Origin of the sequence: Streptomyces marispadix (genome assembly GCF_022524345.1) — a bacterium.
In the GTDB taxonomy this organism is placed as follows: domain Bacteria; phylum Actinomycetota; class Actinomycetes; order Streptomycetales; family Streptomycetaceae; genus Streptomyces; species Streptomyces marispadix.
This window is the reverse complement of record NZ_JAKWJU010000002.1, coordinates 4276441-4291438: the sequence shown is the minus strand read 5'-3', so window position 1 is coordinate 4291438 and position 14998 is coordinate 4276441. Positions and strand designations below refer to the sequence as shown.

Genomic DNA, 14998 nt, shown 5'->3' with positions numbered 1-14998 from the left:
GCGGACGGTGGTGCCCACGAGCGTGATGCGCCGGGCTCTTGCGGCACGGCGCGGTGCTGCCCGGTGCGGTGCCCGGTGCGGCAGTCTCAGCGTTGCAGATCGGCCTGGCCGAAGGCGTCCGGCAGCAGGTCGTTCAGCGTACGGACGCCGCTCGCGGTCTCCATCAGCAGCTTGGGGCCGCCGTGTTCCCACAGCAGTTGACGGCAGCGTCCGCACGGCATCAGCACATCGCCGTGCCGGTCGACGCAGGTGAACGCGGTGAGCCTGCCGCCACCCGATGCGATCAGCGACGAGACCAGGCCGCACTCGGCGCACAGCGTCACGCCGAACGCGGCGTTCTCCACGTTGCAGCCGTGGACCGTGCGCCCGTCGTCGACCAGCGCCGCCGCGCCGACCGGGAATCCGGAGTAGGGGACGTAGGCCCGGGACATCGCGTCCCGGGCCACGGCCCGAAGCGACGCCCAGTCGACATCCGCGGAGCCGACCGGGGCAGTCGTCATGTGCCTTGCCCCCGGCGGTAGGACTTGCCGATGGCCTTGGGCGGTCGCAGCCGCTGCGCGGCGAGCGAGAGCACCAGCAGGGTGGTGATGTACGGGCTCATCTCGACGAACTCCAGGGGGACGGTGTCCGTCATCAGATACCACACCAGCAGGCCCACGGCGATCACGCCGCTGAGCGCCGCCTGCACGATGCCGCCCTTGCGCAGCTTCCACAGCGCGAGCGCCGCCAGCAGCACGGCGACGAGCAGCAGCAGGGCGTGCACCGTCGGCCCTCCGGCGCGCAGTTGGAGCGCGTCCATGAAGCCGAAGAGGCCCGCGCCCATGGCGACGCCTCCCGGACGCCAGTTGCCGAAGATCATGGTGGCGAGGCCGATGTAGCCGCGTCCGCCCGTCTGCTGGTCCTGGTAGATGTGCACGCCGATCGCGAGGAAGGCCCCGCCGAGTCCGGCCAGCGCACCGGAGACCGTGACCGCCGCGTACTTGTACTTCAGTACGTTGACCCCGAGGGTCTCGGCGGCTACGGGGCTCTCGCCGCAGGAGCGCAGCCGCAGCCCGAACGACGACCTCCACAGCGCGAAGAAGCTGCCCGCGAAGAGCGCCACGGCCAGCACCGTCAGCCACGACACGTTGCTGACGAAGGCGCCGAGGATGCCTGCCAGGTCGGAGACGAGGAACCAGTGGTGCTTCTCCACCGCCTGAAGTCCGTCCGCCAGACCCGGCACGGTGAAGACCGGCATGTCCTCCATCGGCGGCGACTGCTTGTCGTTGCCGCCCGCCTCCGCGGCGGCGCTGCCCTCCGCTCCGAACCAGAGCTTCGCGAGGAACTGCACTACGCCCAGCGCCAGGATGTTCACCGCGACACCGGAGACGATGTGGTCCACGCCGAAGGTGACGGTCGCGATGGCGTGTATCAGGCCGCCGAGCGCTCCGCCGACGATGCCCGCGAGCGCCGCGACCAACGGGCCGTGCTGCCAGCCCATCCAGCCCGCGGCGAAGGTGCCGAGCATCATCATGCCTTCGAGGCCGATGTTGATGACGCCGGCTCGTTCCGACCACAGCCCGCCGAGCCCCGCGAGGCCGATGGGCACGGCCGCCGCCAGCGCGCTCGAATACTGGCCGCTGGAGGTGACTTCGTCGGCGCCCGTGACGATGCGCAGCAGCGACAGCGCCACCAGCCCACCGGCGATGATCAGCAGCACCACCGGATAGGAGAGCTTGCGCTTGGCGTCGCCCGGCTTACGGCCGGCAGCGGTGCCGTTGCCGTTCCCGGCACTGCGGCCGTCGCCCTTGCCGTTCGCGCCCGCGGCGCCCCGGGCCCCGGCTCCGGGTCCGGTCCCTTCGCCGTCGGCCTTGGCAGTGATGTTCGTGCTCACGCGGACACCTCCGCCTTCTTCTCGCTCTTACGGGCCTGGGCGGCCAGCTCCTCGCCGACCTGACGCTGCTGCATGCGGAGCCCGTAGCGTCGTACGACCTCGTATGCGATGACGACGCACAGGACGATGACGCCCTGCATCACGCCGACGATCTCCTGGGCGTACTCCTCGAACTCCAGCTGTGTGCCCGTGCGTTCGAGGAAGCCCCACAGCAGGGCGCCGAGCGCCATGCCCACCGGGTGGTTGCGTCCGAGCAGCGCGATGGCGATGCCGGTGAAGCCGATGCCCGCGGGGAAGTCGGTGCCGTAGTTGTACGAGGCGTTGAGCAGCGTGGGCATGCCGACCAGGCCGGCGACGACGCCCGAGAGCACCATCGACGTGACGACCATCCGCTTCACGCTGACGCCGCTGGCGGACGCCGCCGACTCCGAGCGGCCCACGGCCCGCAGGTCGAAGCCGAAGCGGGTGCGGCCGAGGACGAACCAGTAGGCGGCGCCCACGAGTACGCCGATGACGATCGTCCCGTAGATCGGGTCCGGGTCGGTCGGAATGGTGAAGAAGTGGCTGGAGGACGGGAGGTCGGGGGTGTGGAAGAGGTTGCCGTCCTTCTCCGCGAGCCTGCCGTCCTGGAGGAAGAAGCCGATGGTGGAGGCCGCGATGAAGTTCAGCATGATCGTGGTGACGACCTCGTGGATGCCCCGCGTGATCTTCAACAGCCCCGCGATGCTGGACCAGACTCCGCCGACCACCATCGCCACGGCGATGACGAGCGGGATCTGGATGATGCCGGGCAGCGTCAGCGAGCCGCCGACGACCGCGGCGAAGAAGGCCCCGATGCGGTACTGGCCGTCGACCCCGATGTTGAAGAGGTTCATGCGGAAGCCGATGGCGACGGCGACCGCCGAAAGGTAGTACGGAATGGCCTTGTTGATGATCCAGACCTGGCTGTCGCTCTTCGAGCCGAAGTCGAGCATCACGTAGAACGCGTGGAACGGGTCCTTGCCGGTCGTCATGATGACGCCCGACGTGATCACGAGCGCGGCGACGATCGCCAGCAGGGGCGCGCCGAGCGCCAGAAGCAGCCGGTCCTTGTCGAACTTCTTCACCGCTCATCGCCTCCTTCCCGCTGTCCCGGAACGGCGTCGCGCACCGAGTCCTGAACGTCGCCGTCCTCGGTGTGTTCGAGATGGCCGCGTGCGGCGCCCGTCATCGCGGAACCCAGCTCCTCAGGGGTGACCGTGGCCGGATCGGCGTCCGCGACGAGCCGCCCGCGGTACATCACGCGCAGCGTGTCGGACAGCCCGATCAGCTCGTCGAGGTCGGCGGAGATCAGCAGCACGGCCAGGCCCTCGCGACGCGCCTCCCGGATCTGGTCCCAGATCTGCGCCTGTGCGCCCACGTCCACGCCACGCGTGGGGTGTGAGGCGATCAGCAGCTTGGGATGGTGGCTCATCTCGCGGCCGACGATCAGCTTCTGCTGGTTGCCGCCGGAGAGCGAGGCCGCGGTGACCTCGATGCCGGGCGTACGGACGTCGTAGTCGGCGACGATGCGCTTGGTGTCCGTGCGTGCGCCCGCGATGTCCAGCAACTTGCCCTTGCTGTTGGGCCGTTCGGTGACGTGACCGAGCATGCGGTTCTCCCAGAGGGTGCCCTCCAGCAGCAGCCCGTGCCGGTGGCGGTCCTCGGGGATGTAGCCGATGCCGCCCTCGCGGCGCTCACGTGTGGAGCGTGCGGTGACGTCCTCGCCGTCGAGGGTGACGGTGCCCTCGTCGGGCTCGCGCATCCCCATGACGGCCTCGACGAGTTCGGCCTGCCCGTTTCCCTCCACGCCAGCGACGCCGAGGACTTCGCCCTTGTGGATGGTGAACCCGATGCCGTCGAGCACCGATCGCGCCTGCCCGTCGCCGTCCGTCGCGGACAGCCGCAGCCCGTCGACGGTCAGCATCGGCGTGGTCGTCACCGTCGACTCGCGGGTCTCGGGAGAGGGCAGTTCGCTGCCGACCATCAGCTCGGCGAGCTGCTTCGGCGTGGTCTCCCCCGGCTTCACCGAGGCGACGGTCGTGCCCCGCCGTACGACGGTGATGTCGTCGGCGACGGAGAGCACCTCGCCCAGCTTGTGCGAGATGAACAGCACCGTGAGGCCCTCGGCCTTCAGCTCCCGGAGGTTCTCGAAGAGCGCGTCGACCTCCTGCGGTACGAGCACCGCCGTCGGCTCGTCGAGGATCAGCGTACGGGCGCCCCGGTAGAGGACCTTGAGGATCTCCACGCGCTGCCGGTCGGCGACGCCCAGGTCCTCGACGAGCACGTCGGGACGTATGCCCAGCCGGTACGCGTCCGACAGCTCCTTGATCCTCTTACGGGCGCGGGTGCCGATGCCGTACAGCCCCTCGGCGCCCAGCACGGTGTTCTCGAGAACGGTGAGGTTGTCGGCGAGCATGAAGTGCTGGTGCACCATGCCGATTCCGCGGGCGATGGCGTCGGCGGGCGTGGTGAAGGAGACCTTCTCGCCGTCGACGGTGATGGTGCCCTCGTCCGGCTTCTGCATGCCGTAGAGGATCTTCATCAGGGTCGACTTGCCCGCGCCGTTCTCACCGACGAGGGCGTGCACGGTGCCACGGCCGACGGCGAAGTCGATGTCGTGGTTGGCGACGACGCCCGGAAACCGCTTGGTGATGCCGCGCAGTTCGACGGCCGGCCGGGAGGCCGCTCCGCTCTCCGGGTCCGCCGCACCGGCCGCGGCCGGGGGGCTGCTGCTGGACGTTGTAATGACGCACTCTCCTGAAACGCCGCTGCTCGGTGGGGGGGTTGGGCTCTTTTGGAAGCCCCCGTCGCTCCGTGCGCGCCCCGGCCGTACGGACGCTGCCGCACTCAGGCCGGTGCCGCTCCGGACCGCCCATGAACGCGGGCCCGGTGGCCTCGCCCGGTGCCCGTGCCGTACCCGTGAACTCGGTGCCCGTGGACGCCGTTCGTGGGCGCCGCGCCCATTGGACGCCGCCCCTGGACTCCGTACACGAGTGCCGCCCGAGGGCCGTACGGGACGTTCACGGGCGTATCCGCAGGTGGCCGCCTGTGGATACGCCCGAGCCCGGACTCCGGTGCACCGCCCGCCCCGCGGACGGAACCGCCGCCGCCGGCCGGAACTCGAAGTCCCGGCCGGCGGGAGCGCTCACTTGCCGGGGGTGTCCTTGACCTTGATCTTGCCGTCGACGATCTCCTTCTTGGCCTTGTCGATGTCCTTCTGGATGTCGTCGATGAAGCCGCCGGAGGTCGCGAGCGAGACGCCGTCCTCCTTGAGGTCGAAGGACGTGGTGCCCTTCATCGGCTTCTTGTCCTCCACGCTCTTGATCAGGTCGTAGACGGCCACGTCCACGTTCTTGACGGCGGAGGTGAGGATCGCGTCCTTGTACTTGGCGAGACCGGGCTGGGTGTACTGGTCGGAGTCGACCCCGATCGCCCAGGTGCCCTTCTTCTTGCTGATCTCCTCGATCGAGCCGACACCGGACTGGCCGGCCGCGGAGTAGATCACGTCGTTGCCGGCGTCGAGCATGCCCTTGGCCTTGTCCTTGGCGGCGGCCGGGTCGTTGAAGCCCTTGGTGTTGGTCGGGTACAGGTACTGCGAAGTGACCTTGACCTTCGGGTCGGTCTCCTTCACGCCCTGCTCGAAGCCCGCCTGGAACTTCTGGATCAGCGCGTTGTTGACGCCGCCTATGAAGCCGACCTCCTTGGTCTTGGTCTTCTTCGCGGCGGCGACACCGGCGAGGTAGGACGCCTCGTGCTCCGCGAAGACCAGACCGGCGACGTTCTTCTGCTCCGACGGGGAGTCGACGACGCCGAAGGTGGTCTTGGGGAACTTCTTCGCGACCTTGTTGACGGACTTGCCGTAGTCGAAGCCGACGCCGATGACCGGGTTGAACCCGGCCTCCGCGAGCGAGGTTATGCGCTGCTCGCGGTCGGCCTCGGTCTCGTCGTTGCTGGCCGTCATCTCCTTGAACTTGACGCCCAGATCCTTCTTCGCCTTGTCGACGCCGCGCGCCGCCGCCTGGTTGAAGGAGTGGTCGTCACGACCGCCGACGTCGAAGGCCAGGCCGACTCCCTTGTCTTTCTTGGCGGCCGACTCTGTCGAACTCTCACCGCACGCGGTGGCGGTCAGGGCGAGGGCCGCGGTGGTGGTGACCGCGGCTGCAAGCTTGGTTACCCGACGCAAGAGGACGTCCCCTTCGGCTCATGGAAGCGCCTCTTCCGGCGCTGGCTTCGGGCACACATTAACGCGCGTAGATTTCACGTAAAGGGGAGCGGGGAATGCCGTTATCGGATCGGTGCGAACAGCCCGGTCCGGCGTCAGCGGACGCGTTCCCAGACGATGCGCACGCTGCCCCACGCGCTCTCGGCGCCGAGGGTCAGCCGACGGTCGCCGTCGGCGAAGCGGCAGGTGCGCACCTGGTCGGTGCCGGCGAGGTTGGGGAAGGTGCCGGAGGCGATGTGATGGGTCACCGTCGCCGGGTCGCTCTCCGTGTCCACGGTGAACGTGCCGAAGTAGGCGAAGTAGGCCGGCCACGCCGCCACGATCTCGTCCGGGCGGGCACGCAGCCAGTCCTCGTCGGCGAACAAGGGGCGGCCCACGCCGGAGAGTTGGACGGACATCCGCCCGCTGCCGTCGTAGATGAGCTGTCCTATGCCGTCGTCGCCCAGCGGACGGAAGACGGTCGTGTCCGTGCCGGACGCCTCCCAGCTCGCCAGGCTCCACGCCCCCAGCAGCAGGGCGCGGACTTCGCGCGTCTTCGTCATGGACGTCATTGAACCGTCCGCTGAGGCGACCGGTGAACCGTCCGTACGGCTCGACGGGCGCGACGGTTCGGGTACGCGCACAGGCGCGGGCGCTCAACAGCCGTAGACCGGGAGACGGTTGATGGGCCCGGCCGTCGAACGGGCGGGCCCATCAGGGGCATCGGACGTGAGACGGGCCTCGGCCCGTGCGCTAGGCCCCCGGCTCCGAAGGCGCGGGCGTGTCCAGCAGTGCCACCGCCGTGAAGAGCTCGACCCCGACCGTGATCGCCGTCTCGTCCACGTCGAAGTCGCCCTGGTGCAGGTCGCGTGCGTGCCGGTCGCCCGGCCTGCGGACGCCGAGGCGGGCCATCGCGCCCGGCACATGCTCCAGGTACCAGGAGAAGTCCTCACCGCCGAGGCTCTGTTCGGTGTCCTCGACGGTGGGCGTGCCACGGCGTGCCGTCATCGCCGTACGCAACAGCTCTGTCGTCTCCGCCTCGTTGACGACCGGCGGCACGCCACGGACGTATGTGATCTCCGACTTGGCCCGGTGCAGCGTGGCCGTCTCGTCGATGGCGGCGTGCACCAGGTCGGGCGCCTCGCGCCATGCCGTGAGGTCGAGGCAGCGGAGCGTGCCGGAGAGTTCGGCGCGCTGCGGGACGACGTTGCACGCGTGACCGGATTCGATGCGCCCCCAGGTGAGGGCCATTCCGGCGCGGGCGTCCACCCGGCGGGAGAGCAGTGCGGGGACCTCGGTCACGAGCTTCGCCGCGGCCGTGACCAGGTCGGTCGTCAGATGGGGACGTGCGGTGTGGCCGCCGGGGCCGCTGAGCTTCACCTCGACGCGGTCGCAAGCGGAGGTGATGGGGCCGGGACGCAGCCCGATGCGTCCCGCGTCGACGCGGGGGTCGCAGTGGACGGCGACGATACGGCCGACGCCGTCGAGCGCGCCGCCGTCGATGGCGTCGGTGGCACCGCCGGGCAGCACCTCCTCCGCGGGCTGGAAGAGGAGCCTTACGGAACGCGTGAGATGACCCGCTCGGGCCAGATCGGCGAGAACGAGCCCGGCGCCGAGCACCACGGTGGTGTGCACGTCGTGTCCGCAGGCGTGCGCCCGGTCCGGAACCGTCGAACGGTAGGGCACCGACTTGGTGTCGGGGATGGGGAGCGCGTCGATGTCCGCGCGCAGCGCCAGCATCGGCCGGACACCGTCCCAGCGCTCGGCGAGGCCGGGGTGTATGTCGCAGACGAGACCGGTGCCCATCGGCAGGGTGCGGGGGCGCAGCCCTGCCTGCTCCAGGCGGGCCTTGATCGCTGCGGTGGTGCGGAACTCCTGGTTGCCCAGTTCCGGATGCATGTGCAGGTCGCGTCTGAATGCGACCAGTTCCTCGCGAAGCGCGTCGGGAAGTCTTCCGGGCAGCTCGGGAACCACGCCCAGCAGGGCTGCTTCGACTGCTGCTTCGCCGGTCGGGTCCACCTCAGGCTCAGGGGACAGGACTCTGTTCATATCCGAAGGGTAGGCGTATTCCGGCCATCCCATACAGCCGATCTCGGAAATGTCAGTCCCGTAGGCGACAAAAATTTTTTGGGCCGGCGATTATGTCCGGATGGTGGTGGGTATACCTAGGCGCTTGCTCGGCCGGCCTCCTTACGGCAGGAGGTTCGTGACGGTCTCTGGGCGCGGGGTTCGGGGGTCTGTCCGGACGCAGTCGTTCCGTTTCCGGCCGCTGATGTTCCGCCCCCTCCGGTTGCGCCCGTTCCGGTTCCGGGGGGCGTTCCGCTTGCGGTAGCCGGTGCGGAGTCGGCGGAGGGTTCGGCCGGTCCTCGCGTGCCCTCCGTACCGGCGGCTGTCGAGGTCACCGCCTCGGCCGCTCCCGGCACCTCCGTACCGCCGAGCCTGCGCACTCGGCGCGCGCTGTCGGTGACTCCCGTGAGGAAGCCCTCCGCACGCGGGGAGGCGGCCGGCGTGAACCAGGTGCGGTCCACCTCGCAGACCGCCACGGAGACCGGCGTACCGGCCAGGGCCAGCGGCAGGGTGTGCACGACCGTGGAGGGGAAGCTCACGACGGTACGGCCGATGGGGCCGCGCCTGGCGACCAGTTCCAGCGGCAGGTCGGGGCGGACGATCTCCAGCCCTGTGGCCGACTTCACGCGGTGAAGCTTCTCGCTGCTCTCGCGCCGGTGGGCGAAGTAGCGGGTGGCTCCATGGGTGCGGGCCAGCGCCGCGACGCCTTCCAGATAGCGCTCCAGATCGACGACTCCGGTCTCCACGAGCGAGGTGCCCACGAGGTCGGTGCCACGGGTCAGCCGCGGCGGTCCGAAGCGGGAGCGCGTCCATGCGAAGTCGTTGGCGGTGACGGCCACACCCATCTCGCGCAGCCGGGTGTCGGAGGCGTCGACCGGCATCGAGCTGAAGATCTCGACGCGGCGGTCACGCTCGCCTCCGGTGCCGACCCTGGAGCCGCCTCCGGGACCGCCGCGGTCTCCGGCGCCGCCTGTCCCGTCCGTACCGGGCCCGTTCCCGTTACCGGCGCCGCTTCCGGCTTCGCCACCGTTCCTGCCCGTACTCCCAGGGGTGAGCCGGGCGCGGGCACGGCGGGCGAACGGTGCGAAGAGCACGGCCTGTGCCGCCGCGTGCGGACCGGCCGGGGCAGAGCCCTTGCGGTGCCAGCGCACCAGCCGTTCGCCGCCCGCGAGTTGGGAGACGAACTCCATGGTGGCGGTGCCGTCGTCCACCACGACGACGTCGCGGGCGGTGGTGAGCGTGAGAAGCAACTGCACGTACCGGGAGAACGGGTCGCCGATCACGACGCGGCGCGCCCTGCGCAGTTCGCGCACGAGCGAACCGACGGTCTTGAGCGGCGCCGTGGGACCGCCGCGGGCGTCTTCCCAGCGCACGTGGACGCCCTCGTCCCTGGCCAGTTCGGCGACCCTGCGCAACTGCCCGCGCGTCATGGGGTCGTGGGGCGAGAGCACGACCACGGTCAGGCCGCACCGCCCGTCGGCGGCGCCCCCTGCCTGCCCCGGGCCCTGCCACTGCCCCCTCCGCGACACCCCGCTCCGTGGCGGCTCCCTCCGCGGCGGCTCCCTCGGGGGAGACCCCGGTGGAGATCACCGCCGCGGAGTGCGCCCACTCAAGGACGTTGAGGAGCTGCACCGGGCTCTCCACGAAGGCGAGCGTGCCGCCTTCCCTTCGCGCCCGGGAGCGCGCCCCGTCACGTGCGCTTCGGCTCACTGCGCCTCCGTCAGACCACAGCCGGCTCGCGCTCGGCCTCGCCGGCTCCGGCCTCCTCGGCCTCGGCGACGACGCCCTTGACGCGGCGCAGCTTCTCCATGGGCTTCAGCTCGCTGTCGTAGACCTTCTTGACCCCGTCGCCCAGCGACTCCTCGATGGTGCGGATGTCGCGTACGAGCCGCTGGAGGCCGCCGGGCTCCACGGAAGCGGCCTGGTCGGAGCCCCACATCGCGCGGTCGAGCGTGATGTGCCGCTCGACGAAGCAGGCGCCGAGGGCGACGGCGGCCAGACTGGTCTGAAGACCGGTCTCGTGGCCGCTGTAGCCGATGGGCACGTTGGGGAACTCGCGCTCCAGCGTGTGGATCATCCGCAGGTTCAGCTCGGCGGCCTGCGCCGGGTACGTCGAAGTGGCGTGGCAGAGCACGATGTTGGCGCTGCCGAGCACCTCCACCGCGTGCCGGATCTGCTTCGGGGTGGACATGCCGGTGGAGAGGATCACCGTGCGCCCGGTGGCCCGCATGGCGCGCAGCAGCTCGTCGTCGGTGAGCGACGCGGACGCCACCTTGTAGCAGGGCACCCCGAACTTCTCCAGGAACGCGACGGATTCGACGTCCCACGGCGACGCGAACCAGTCGATGCCGCGCTTCTTGCAGTGCTCGTCGATGGCGCGGTAGCCGTCCTCGTCGAACTCGACGCGGTGCCGGTAGTCGATGTACGTCATGCGGCCCCAGGGAGTGTCGCGTTCGACGTCCCACTGGTCGCGCGGCGTGCACACCTCGGGGGTGCGCTTCTGGAACTTCACTGCGTCGCACCCGGCTTCGGCGGCGGCGTCGATCAGCGCGAAGGCGTTGTCGAGTTCGCCGTTGTGGTTGATGCCGATCTCGCCGGTGACGTAGACGGGGTGTCCCGGGCCTACGGTCTTCTCGCCGAGGGTGCGCAGACGGTTGGTGCTCATGAGGACGGTTCTCCTCCAACTCTCATCTTGCTCAGGGGGGTTACAGGTCCTGGTCAGCGGTTCAGGGAAGGGCCCAGAAGCCAGGAGGCGATCTCGCGGATCGCGCCCTCGCCTCCGGGGGCCCGGGTGATGGCGCGTGCCGCCTCGCGTACGACCTCGTGGGCGCCCGCGACCGCCACGGGCCAGCCGACGAGGTTGAAGCAGGGCAGGTCGTTGACGTCGTTGCCCGCGTAGAGCACGCGCTCGGGACCGATGCCCTTCTCCTCGCACCACTGCTTGAGTGCGAGGTCCTTGCGGTCGATGCCGTGGAGCACGGGGATGCGCAGCTTGCGGGCCCGTGCGGCTACGACCGGGTTCTCCTCCGTGGACAGGATCAGCAGATCCAGGCCGTCGCGGCGGAGCGCGGCGACGCCGAGTCCGTCGCCGCGGTGCACGGCGACCAGTTCCCGTCCTTCGGAGTCGATCAGCACCCTGTCGTCGGTCTGGGTGCCGTCGAAGTCGAGTACGACCGCGTCGACGTCGTCGCGGGAGGGAAGCGCACGCGGCCGCGGCTCGTCCAGCAGCGGCGCGAGGGCGCGGGCCCGCGCGAGGTCGTGCGGGTCGTCGATCTCCAGCACGCGCGCCGGGTCCGTACGTACGGGCTCGGTGCGTCCGAAGAAGCGGTGGCCGCACTTGCGGAAACCGGCGGCGTCCATGGCGTAGGCGGCGCCCGTCTCCAGCAGGTCCTGTGGGCGGTCCTGGCGGCGGGGGCGGAAGGACTTGTCGTGGTTGACGCCGTAGCCGCCGCCGGTCTCGGCGGTTCCGCCGGGCGTGACGGTCGCGGCGGAACCGGAGCGGGGAAGGGAGGCGCCGGAACCGCCGCGGGAAGCGGAGGCGGCGGCGGAGGAGGAGGTGGCGGCAGACGCCTCCTGGGCGGTCGCAGCGGGCTGGTCCGCGCCGTCGCGCCATACGAAGCCGTGGAAGGGCGCCACGGTCAGGGCGCTGTCCGCCCCGCCCTCGACGACCGCCCCCGCCACCGCGTCGATGTCCTCACGCGTGATGAAAGGGCTGGTGCACTGCACCAGCAGGACCGCGTCGACGGGCGCGCCCGAACGTGACTCGCAGACGTCCACGGCGTGCAGCACCGCGGCCTCGCTGGTCGCGGTGTCCCCCGCGATCTCACGCGGGCGGTCCACGATCTGCGCACCGGCGGCGCGCGCTGCGGCCGCGATGCCGGAGTCGTCCGTCGAGACGGCCACGTCGGTCACCAACTCCGCGCCGAGACAAGCCCGTACGGCCCTGACGACGAGGGGGTCGCCGCCGACGGTGGCGAGGTTCTTCGCGGGTACGCCCTTCGATCCGCCGCGGGCGGGGATCACGGCGAGCACGCGGCGGTTCCCGGTTCCTGCTCGGTACGACTCGGTCATGTCAGCTCCTCGGCTGTGAGTGGGGGAATGCGGCGCGGGCGGGTGCGGACGGCGCGGCGCACGGCCCGGGGACGGCCCCTCGGCGGACACGCCCCGACGGCGCCCGTCACAGCTCCCCCATGCGGCGGATCACCGGTGCCACGCGCTGCACGCCGTGCCGGTACGCACCTCGCGCCGCGTCCCGCACGGCACCGCGCACGGCCGCTCGCACCCCCGAAGTCGCCCCGGCGGAGGCTGCCTTGGCGGCGCCGGGCAGCAGGGCACCGTCGGCGTCGAACCCGTACCGGGCCAGCACGCCGGGCAGATAGCCGGGCGCGGTCCTGGGCGTGTAGTACGGCGCGACGGCAGGCAGCCGGTCGCGGGCGGCGAGCCGTGCGACCCGCTCGCGTGCCCGGTCGAAGGCACGCTCGTAGTGGCCGCCGGGGAGCACTCCCTGCCGTGCCGTCCACTCGGGGTCGGCCGTCGGGAGGTGCCCGGCGTCGAGTTCGTCCCAGGAGGCGAGGCACCCGGACCCCAGGAAGTGGTGGTTGCCGAGCACTTCACGCACGCCGAGGTCGGTCAGTACGGCGGTGGGGATCGCGCGGTGCAGCGATTCGAGGGCGGCGGTGGAGCTGACGGTCACCAGCAGGTCCGTACGGTCCAGCACTTCGCCCATGTGCCCGTACACCAGGCGGCAGTTGGGCGGCAGCCCGCCTGAGAGCCGGTCCGCGAGCCGCTGGTAGGGCTGCTCCTCGATATGGGTGGTGTGCTCGCCGGGGCGGCTGCGGAGCTTGATCAGCACCTCGCGCCCGGGGTGCGCGCGGGCGTGCTCGGCGGCACGCCGCAGCAGATAGGCGCGGTCGTCGCGGCCGGCGGGCACGGACGGCTGGGCCGCGAAGACGACGGTGAACGGGCGCTGTTCGCCGGGGCCTTCGTAGCGTGAGCCGCCGAGGAAGGGCAGCGCGCCCTCGGTCACGGCGGACGCGTCGGCTCCGACGCCCTCGTAGACGGTGCGGAAACGCTCGGCGTCGTAGCGGGAGTTGGCGAGCACGACGTCCGCGCCGTGGCGCAGCAGCAGTCCGTCGGCGAGCTTCTCGTAGACGACGCCGACGTAGCCGGTGACGGTGACGGGGCGGCGCACGCCCCCGCCTCCGCCGTCCGGGCCCGGGTGCGCGTCCGAGGCGCTGTCCGTGCCGGCCCCGTCGGCACCCTCGCTCCGGGGCTTCGCGACCCCCGCCGCGTGCGCCATGCCGTGCAGCATCGCCTGCACCGCACCGCCGACGCAGGCCAGCACCACCACGTCGTAGGCGTCGCGGTCCGCGGCCTCCCTTACGAAGGCCGCTCCGCTCGTCTCCCGCAGCGAGTCCACGTCGACGCCCACCTCGGCGAGCTGCCGGGGCGTCGGCGTCGCGCGCCCGCGCAGCAGCAGCCCGTCCACGGTGCCGCCCGGCGCGATACGGCGTGCGGTGAGCGCTCCCCATTTCCAGCGGGTGTCGGAATCTGCGAGCACCGCGGTACGCAGCGGACGTTCCGGCACAGCGGAATCCGCGGAAATCTCACCGGATGCGGGAGGGATGGTTGATGGCACGTCTCCGACGCTAGAAAGCAATTCCGGAGCCCGGCCCAACGCAAATACAACAGATGGTTAACAGCGCACCGCGCACCGGCCAACAACCCGGCCGGGCAACGGATTCACCATCCCGCCATGCGCCGTTCACCGTCGATTGCCGCGCAGGCCACAAAGGGAGCGGGGGGCGCCCTTATCGTCGGCCGGGTGGTCAATCTCTCCGTCATCGTGCCGTTCTACAACGTGCAGTCCTACGCCCCGGAAGCAATCAGAAGCCTACGCGCGAATGCGCGTGAGGACATCGAATTCATTCTCGTCGACGACTGTTCGACGGATGACACACCGGAGATTCTCGCGGAAGCCGAGCGGGAGTTGAGCGGTGCGGTCCTCGTACGCCATGAAAGCAACGGCGGCCTGGCGACTGCGCGCAACACCGGCCTGGACGCCTCCCGCGGCAGATATCTCACCTTCCTCGACGGCGACGACTGGGTCGAGCCCGGTCACTATCCCCGGCTGCTCGCCGCCATCGAGAAGCTGGGCTGCGACTTCGTGCGCACCGACCACGTGAGCTGCACCGCACGCGCCCGTACGATCGCCCGCGTCCCGCACGGCCGCCGCGGCGTGGTGATGGACCCGCGCGAGGCGATCCTGCCGTCCAGCCGCACCACGTCCGTCGACTACGCGTACGCCTGGGCGGGCGTCTACCACCGGCGGCTGCTGGACGACGGCCTGCTGCACTTCACTCACGGGCTGCGCACCGCGGAGGACCGCCCGTGGATCTGGCGGCTGCACCGCGAGGCGAAGTCCTTCGCCGTGCTGGGCATGACGGGCGTCTACTACCGGCGCGGCGTCGCCTCCTCCCTCACACAGATCGGCGACGTACGCCAACTCGACTTCATCCGCGCCTTCGACCAGGTCGTGGACGAGACCGCACGGGACCGTGACGCGGAGGCGCTGCTACCGAAGGCAGTGCGCACGTACTGCGCGATCATCTCCCACCATCTGACGAGCGGAAGGTTCCAGCCGCGTGTGGAGCGGGAGTTGCGCCGCCGCAGCGCCGCGGCCCTGCGGCGCCTTCCCTCGGACGTGCTCGCCGGAGCACTGGACTCGATGGACCTCGAACGCGCGACCCGGCTGCGCAGGCTGCGCCGCCGCCCAGCCGTCCTCAACCGGGCCGCGGGAGAGGCAGCGTGAGCGACACAGACCTTCCAGGACGGAC

General features: G+C 70.7%; 12 protein-coding genes. 1 reads left to right on the top strand and 11 read right to left on the bottom strand.

The window, feature by feature from the left end; translation table 11 throughout:
- Positions 1–86: 86 nt before the first annotated feature.
- From MMA15_RS18035 to MMA15_RS17985, 11 genes are all read right to left on the bottom strand, one after another.
- A complete protein-coding gene (locus MMA15_RS18035; protein ID WP_241061048.1) occupies positions 87–500 on the bottom strand; it encodes a cytidine deaminase in 414 nt (137 codons plus the stop codon).
- Entirely contained in the window at positions 497–1873 is a 1377-nt protein-coding gene (locus MMA15_RS18030; RefSeq protein ID WP_241061047.1) for an ABC transporter permease, read from the bottom strand. The genes MMA15_RS18035 and MMA15_RS18030 overlap by 4 nt, the downstream gene beginning before the upstream one ends.
- Entirely contained in the window at positions 1870–2979 is a 1110-nt protein-coding gene (locus MMA15_RS18025; RefSeq protein ID WP_241061045.1) for an ABC transporter permease, read from the bottom strand. Before MMA15_RS18025 ends, MMA15_RS18030 begins: the two co-directional genes overlap by 4 nt.
- The gene (locus MMA15_RS18020) at positions 2976–4556 is read right to left on the bottom strand and encodes an ABC transporter ATP-binding protein (protein ID WP_241063267.1); all 1581 of its coding nucleotides are present in this window, start codon (positions 4554–4556) and stop codon (positions 2976–2978) included. The genes MMA15_RS18025 and MMA15_RS18020 overlap by 4 nt, the downstream gene beginning before the upstream one ends.
- Before the next feature lie 483 nt (positions 4557–5039).
- Entirely contained in the window at positions 5040–6077 is a 1038-nt protein-coding gene (locus MMA15_RS18015) for a BMP family lipoprotein (RefSeq protein ID WP_241061043.1), read from the bottom strand.
- A gap of 134 nt (positions 6078–6211) precedes the next feature.
- Positions 6212–6658 carry a lipocalin-like domain-containing protein gene (locus tag MMA15_RS18010; RefSeq protein WP_241061041.1) on the bottom strand — a complete coding sequence of 149 codons (447 nt, stop codon included), beginning with the start codon at positions 6656–6658 and terminating at the stop codon, positions 6212–6214.
- A 190-nt stretch (positions 6659–6848) separates the two neighbouring features.
- The gene (locus MMA15_RS18005; RefSeq protein ID WP_241061040.1) at positions 6849–8144 is read right to left on the bottom strand and encodes an amidohydrolase; all 1296 of its coding nucleotides are present in this window, start codon (positions 8142–8144) and stop codon (positions 6849–6851) included.
- Positions 8145–8260: 116 nt separating this feature from the next.
- Positions 8261–9691 carry a hypothetical protein gene (locus MMA15_RS18000; protein ID WP_241061038.1) on the bottom strand — a complete coding sequence of 477 codons (1431 nt, stop codon included), beginning with the start codon at positions 9689–9691 and terminating at the stop codon, positions 8261–8263.
- A 191-nt stretch (positions 9692–9882) separates the two neighbouring features.
- Positions 9883–10827: an N-acetylneuraminate synthase family protein gene (locus MMA15_RS17995; protein ID WP_241061036.1), complete on the bottom strand. Its 945-nt coding sequence runs from the start codon at positions 10825–10827 to the stop codon at positions 9883–9885.
- 53 nt (positions 10828–10880) lie between these two features.
- On the bottom strand, positions 10881–12233 hold the full coding sequence (locus MMA15_RS17990) for an acylneuraminate cytidylyltransferase (protein ID WP_241061034.1): 1353 nt from the start codon (positions 12231–12233) through the stop codon (positions 10881–10883).
- 106 nt (positions 12234–12339) lie between these two features.
- Entirely contained in the window at positions 12340–13788 is a 1449-nt protein-coding gene (locus MMA15_RS17985) for a DUF6716 putative glycosyltransferase (RefSeq protein ID WP_372498352.1), read from the bottom strand.
- Between the two features lie 198 nt (positions 13789–13986).
- On the opposite strand from MMA15_RS17985, the gene MMA15_RS17980 reads away from it, so the two are divergent.
- On the top strand, positions 13987–14973 hold the full coding sequence (locus MMA15_RS17980; protein WP_241063266.1) for a glycosyltransferase family 2 protein: 987 nt from the start codon (positions 13987–13989) through the stop codon (positions 14971–14973).
- The last annotated feature ends 25 nt before the right edge of the window (positions 14974–14998 follow it).

Coding starts and splice junctions, on each gene's coding strand:
- MMA15_RS18035 (WP_241061048.1), bottom strand. CDS start 500: ATGACGACTGCCCCGGTCGGCTCCGCGGATGTCGACTGGGCGTCGCTT.
- MMA15_RS18010 (WP_241061041.1), bottom strand. CDS start 6,658: ATGACGAAGACGCGCGAAGTCCGCGCCCTGCTGCTGGGGGCGTGGAGC.
- MMA15_RS18005 (WP_241061040.1), bottom strand. CDS start 8,144: ATGAACAGAGTCCTGTCCCCTGAGCCTGAGGTGGACCCGACCGGCGAA.
- MMA15_RS17995 (WP_241061036.1), bottom strand. CDS start 10,827: ATGAGCACCAACCGTCTGCGCACCCTCGGCGAGAAGACCGTAGGCCCG.
- MMA15_RS17990 (WP_241061034.1), bottom strand. CDS start 12,233: ATGACCGAGTCGTACCGAGCAGGAACCGGGAACCGCCGCGTGCTCGCC.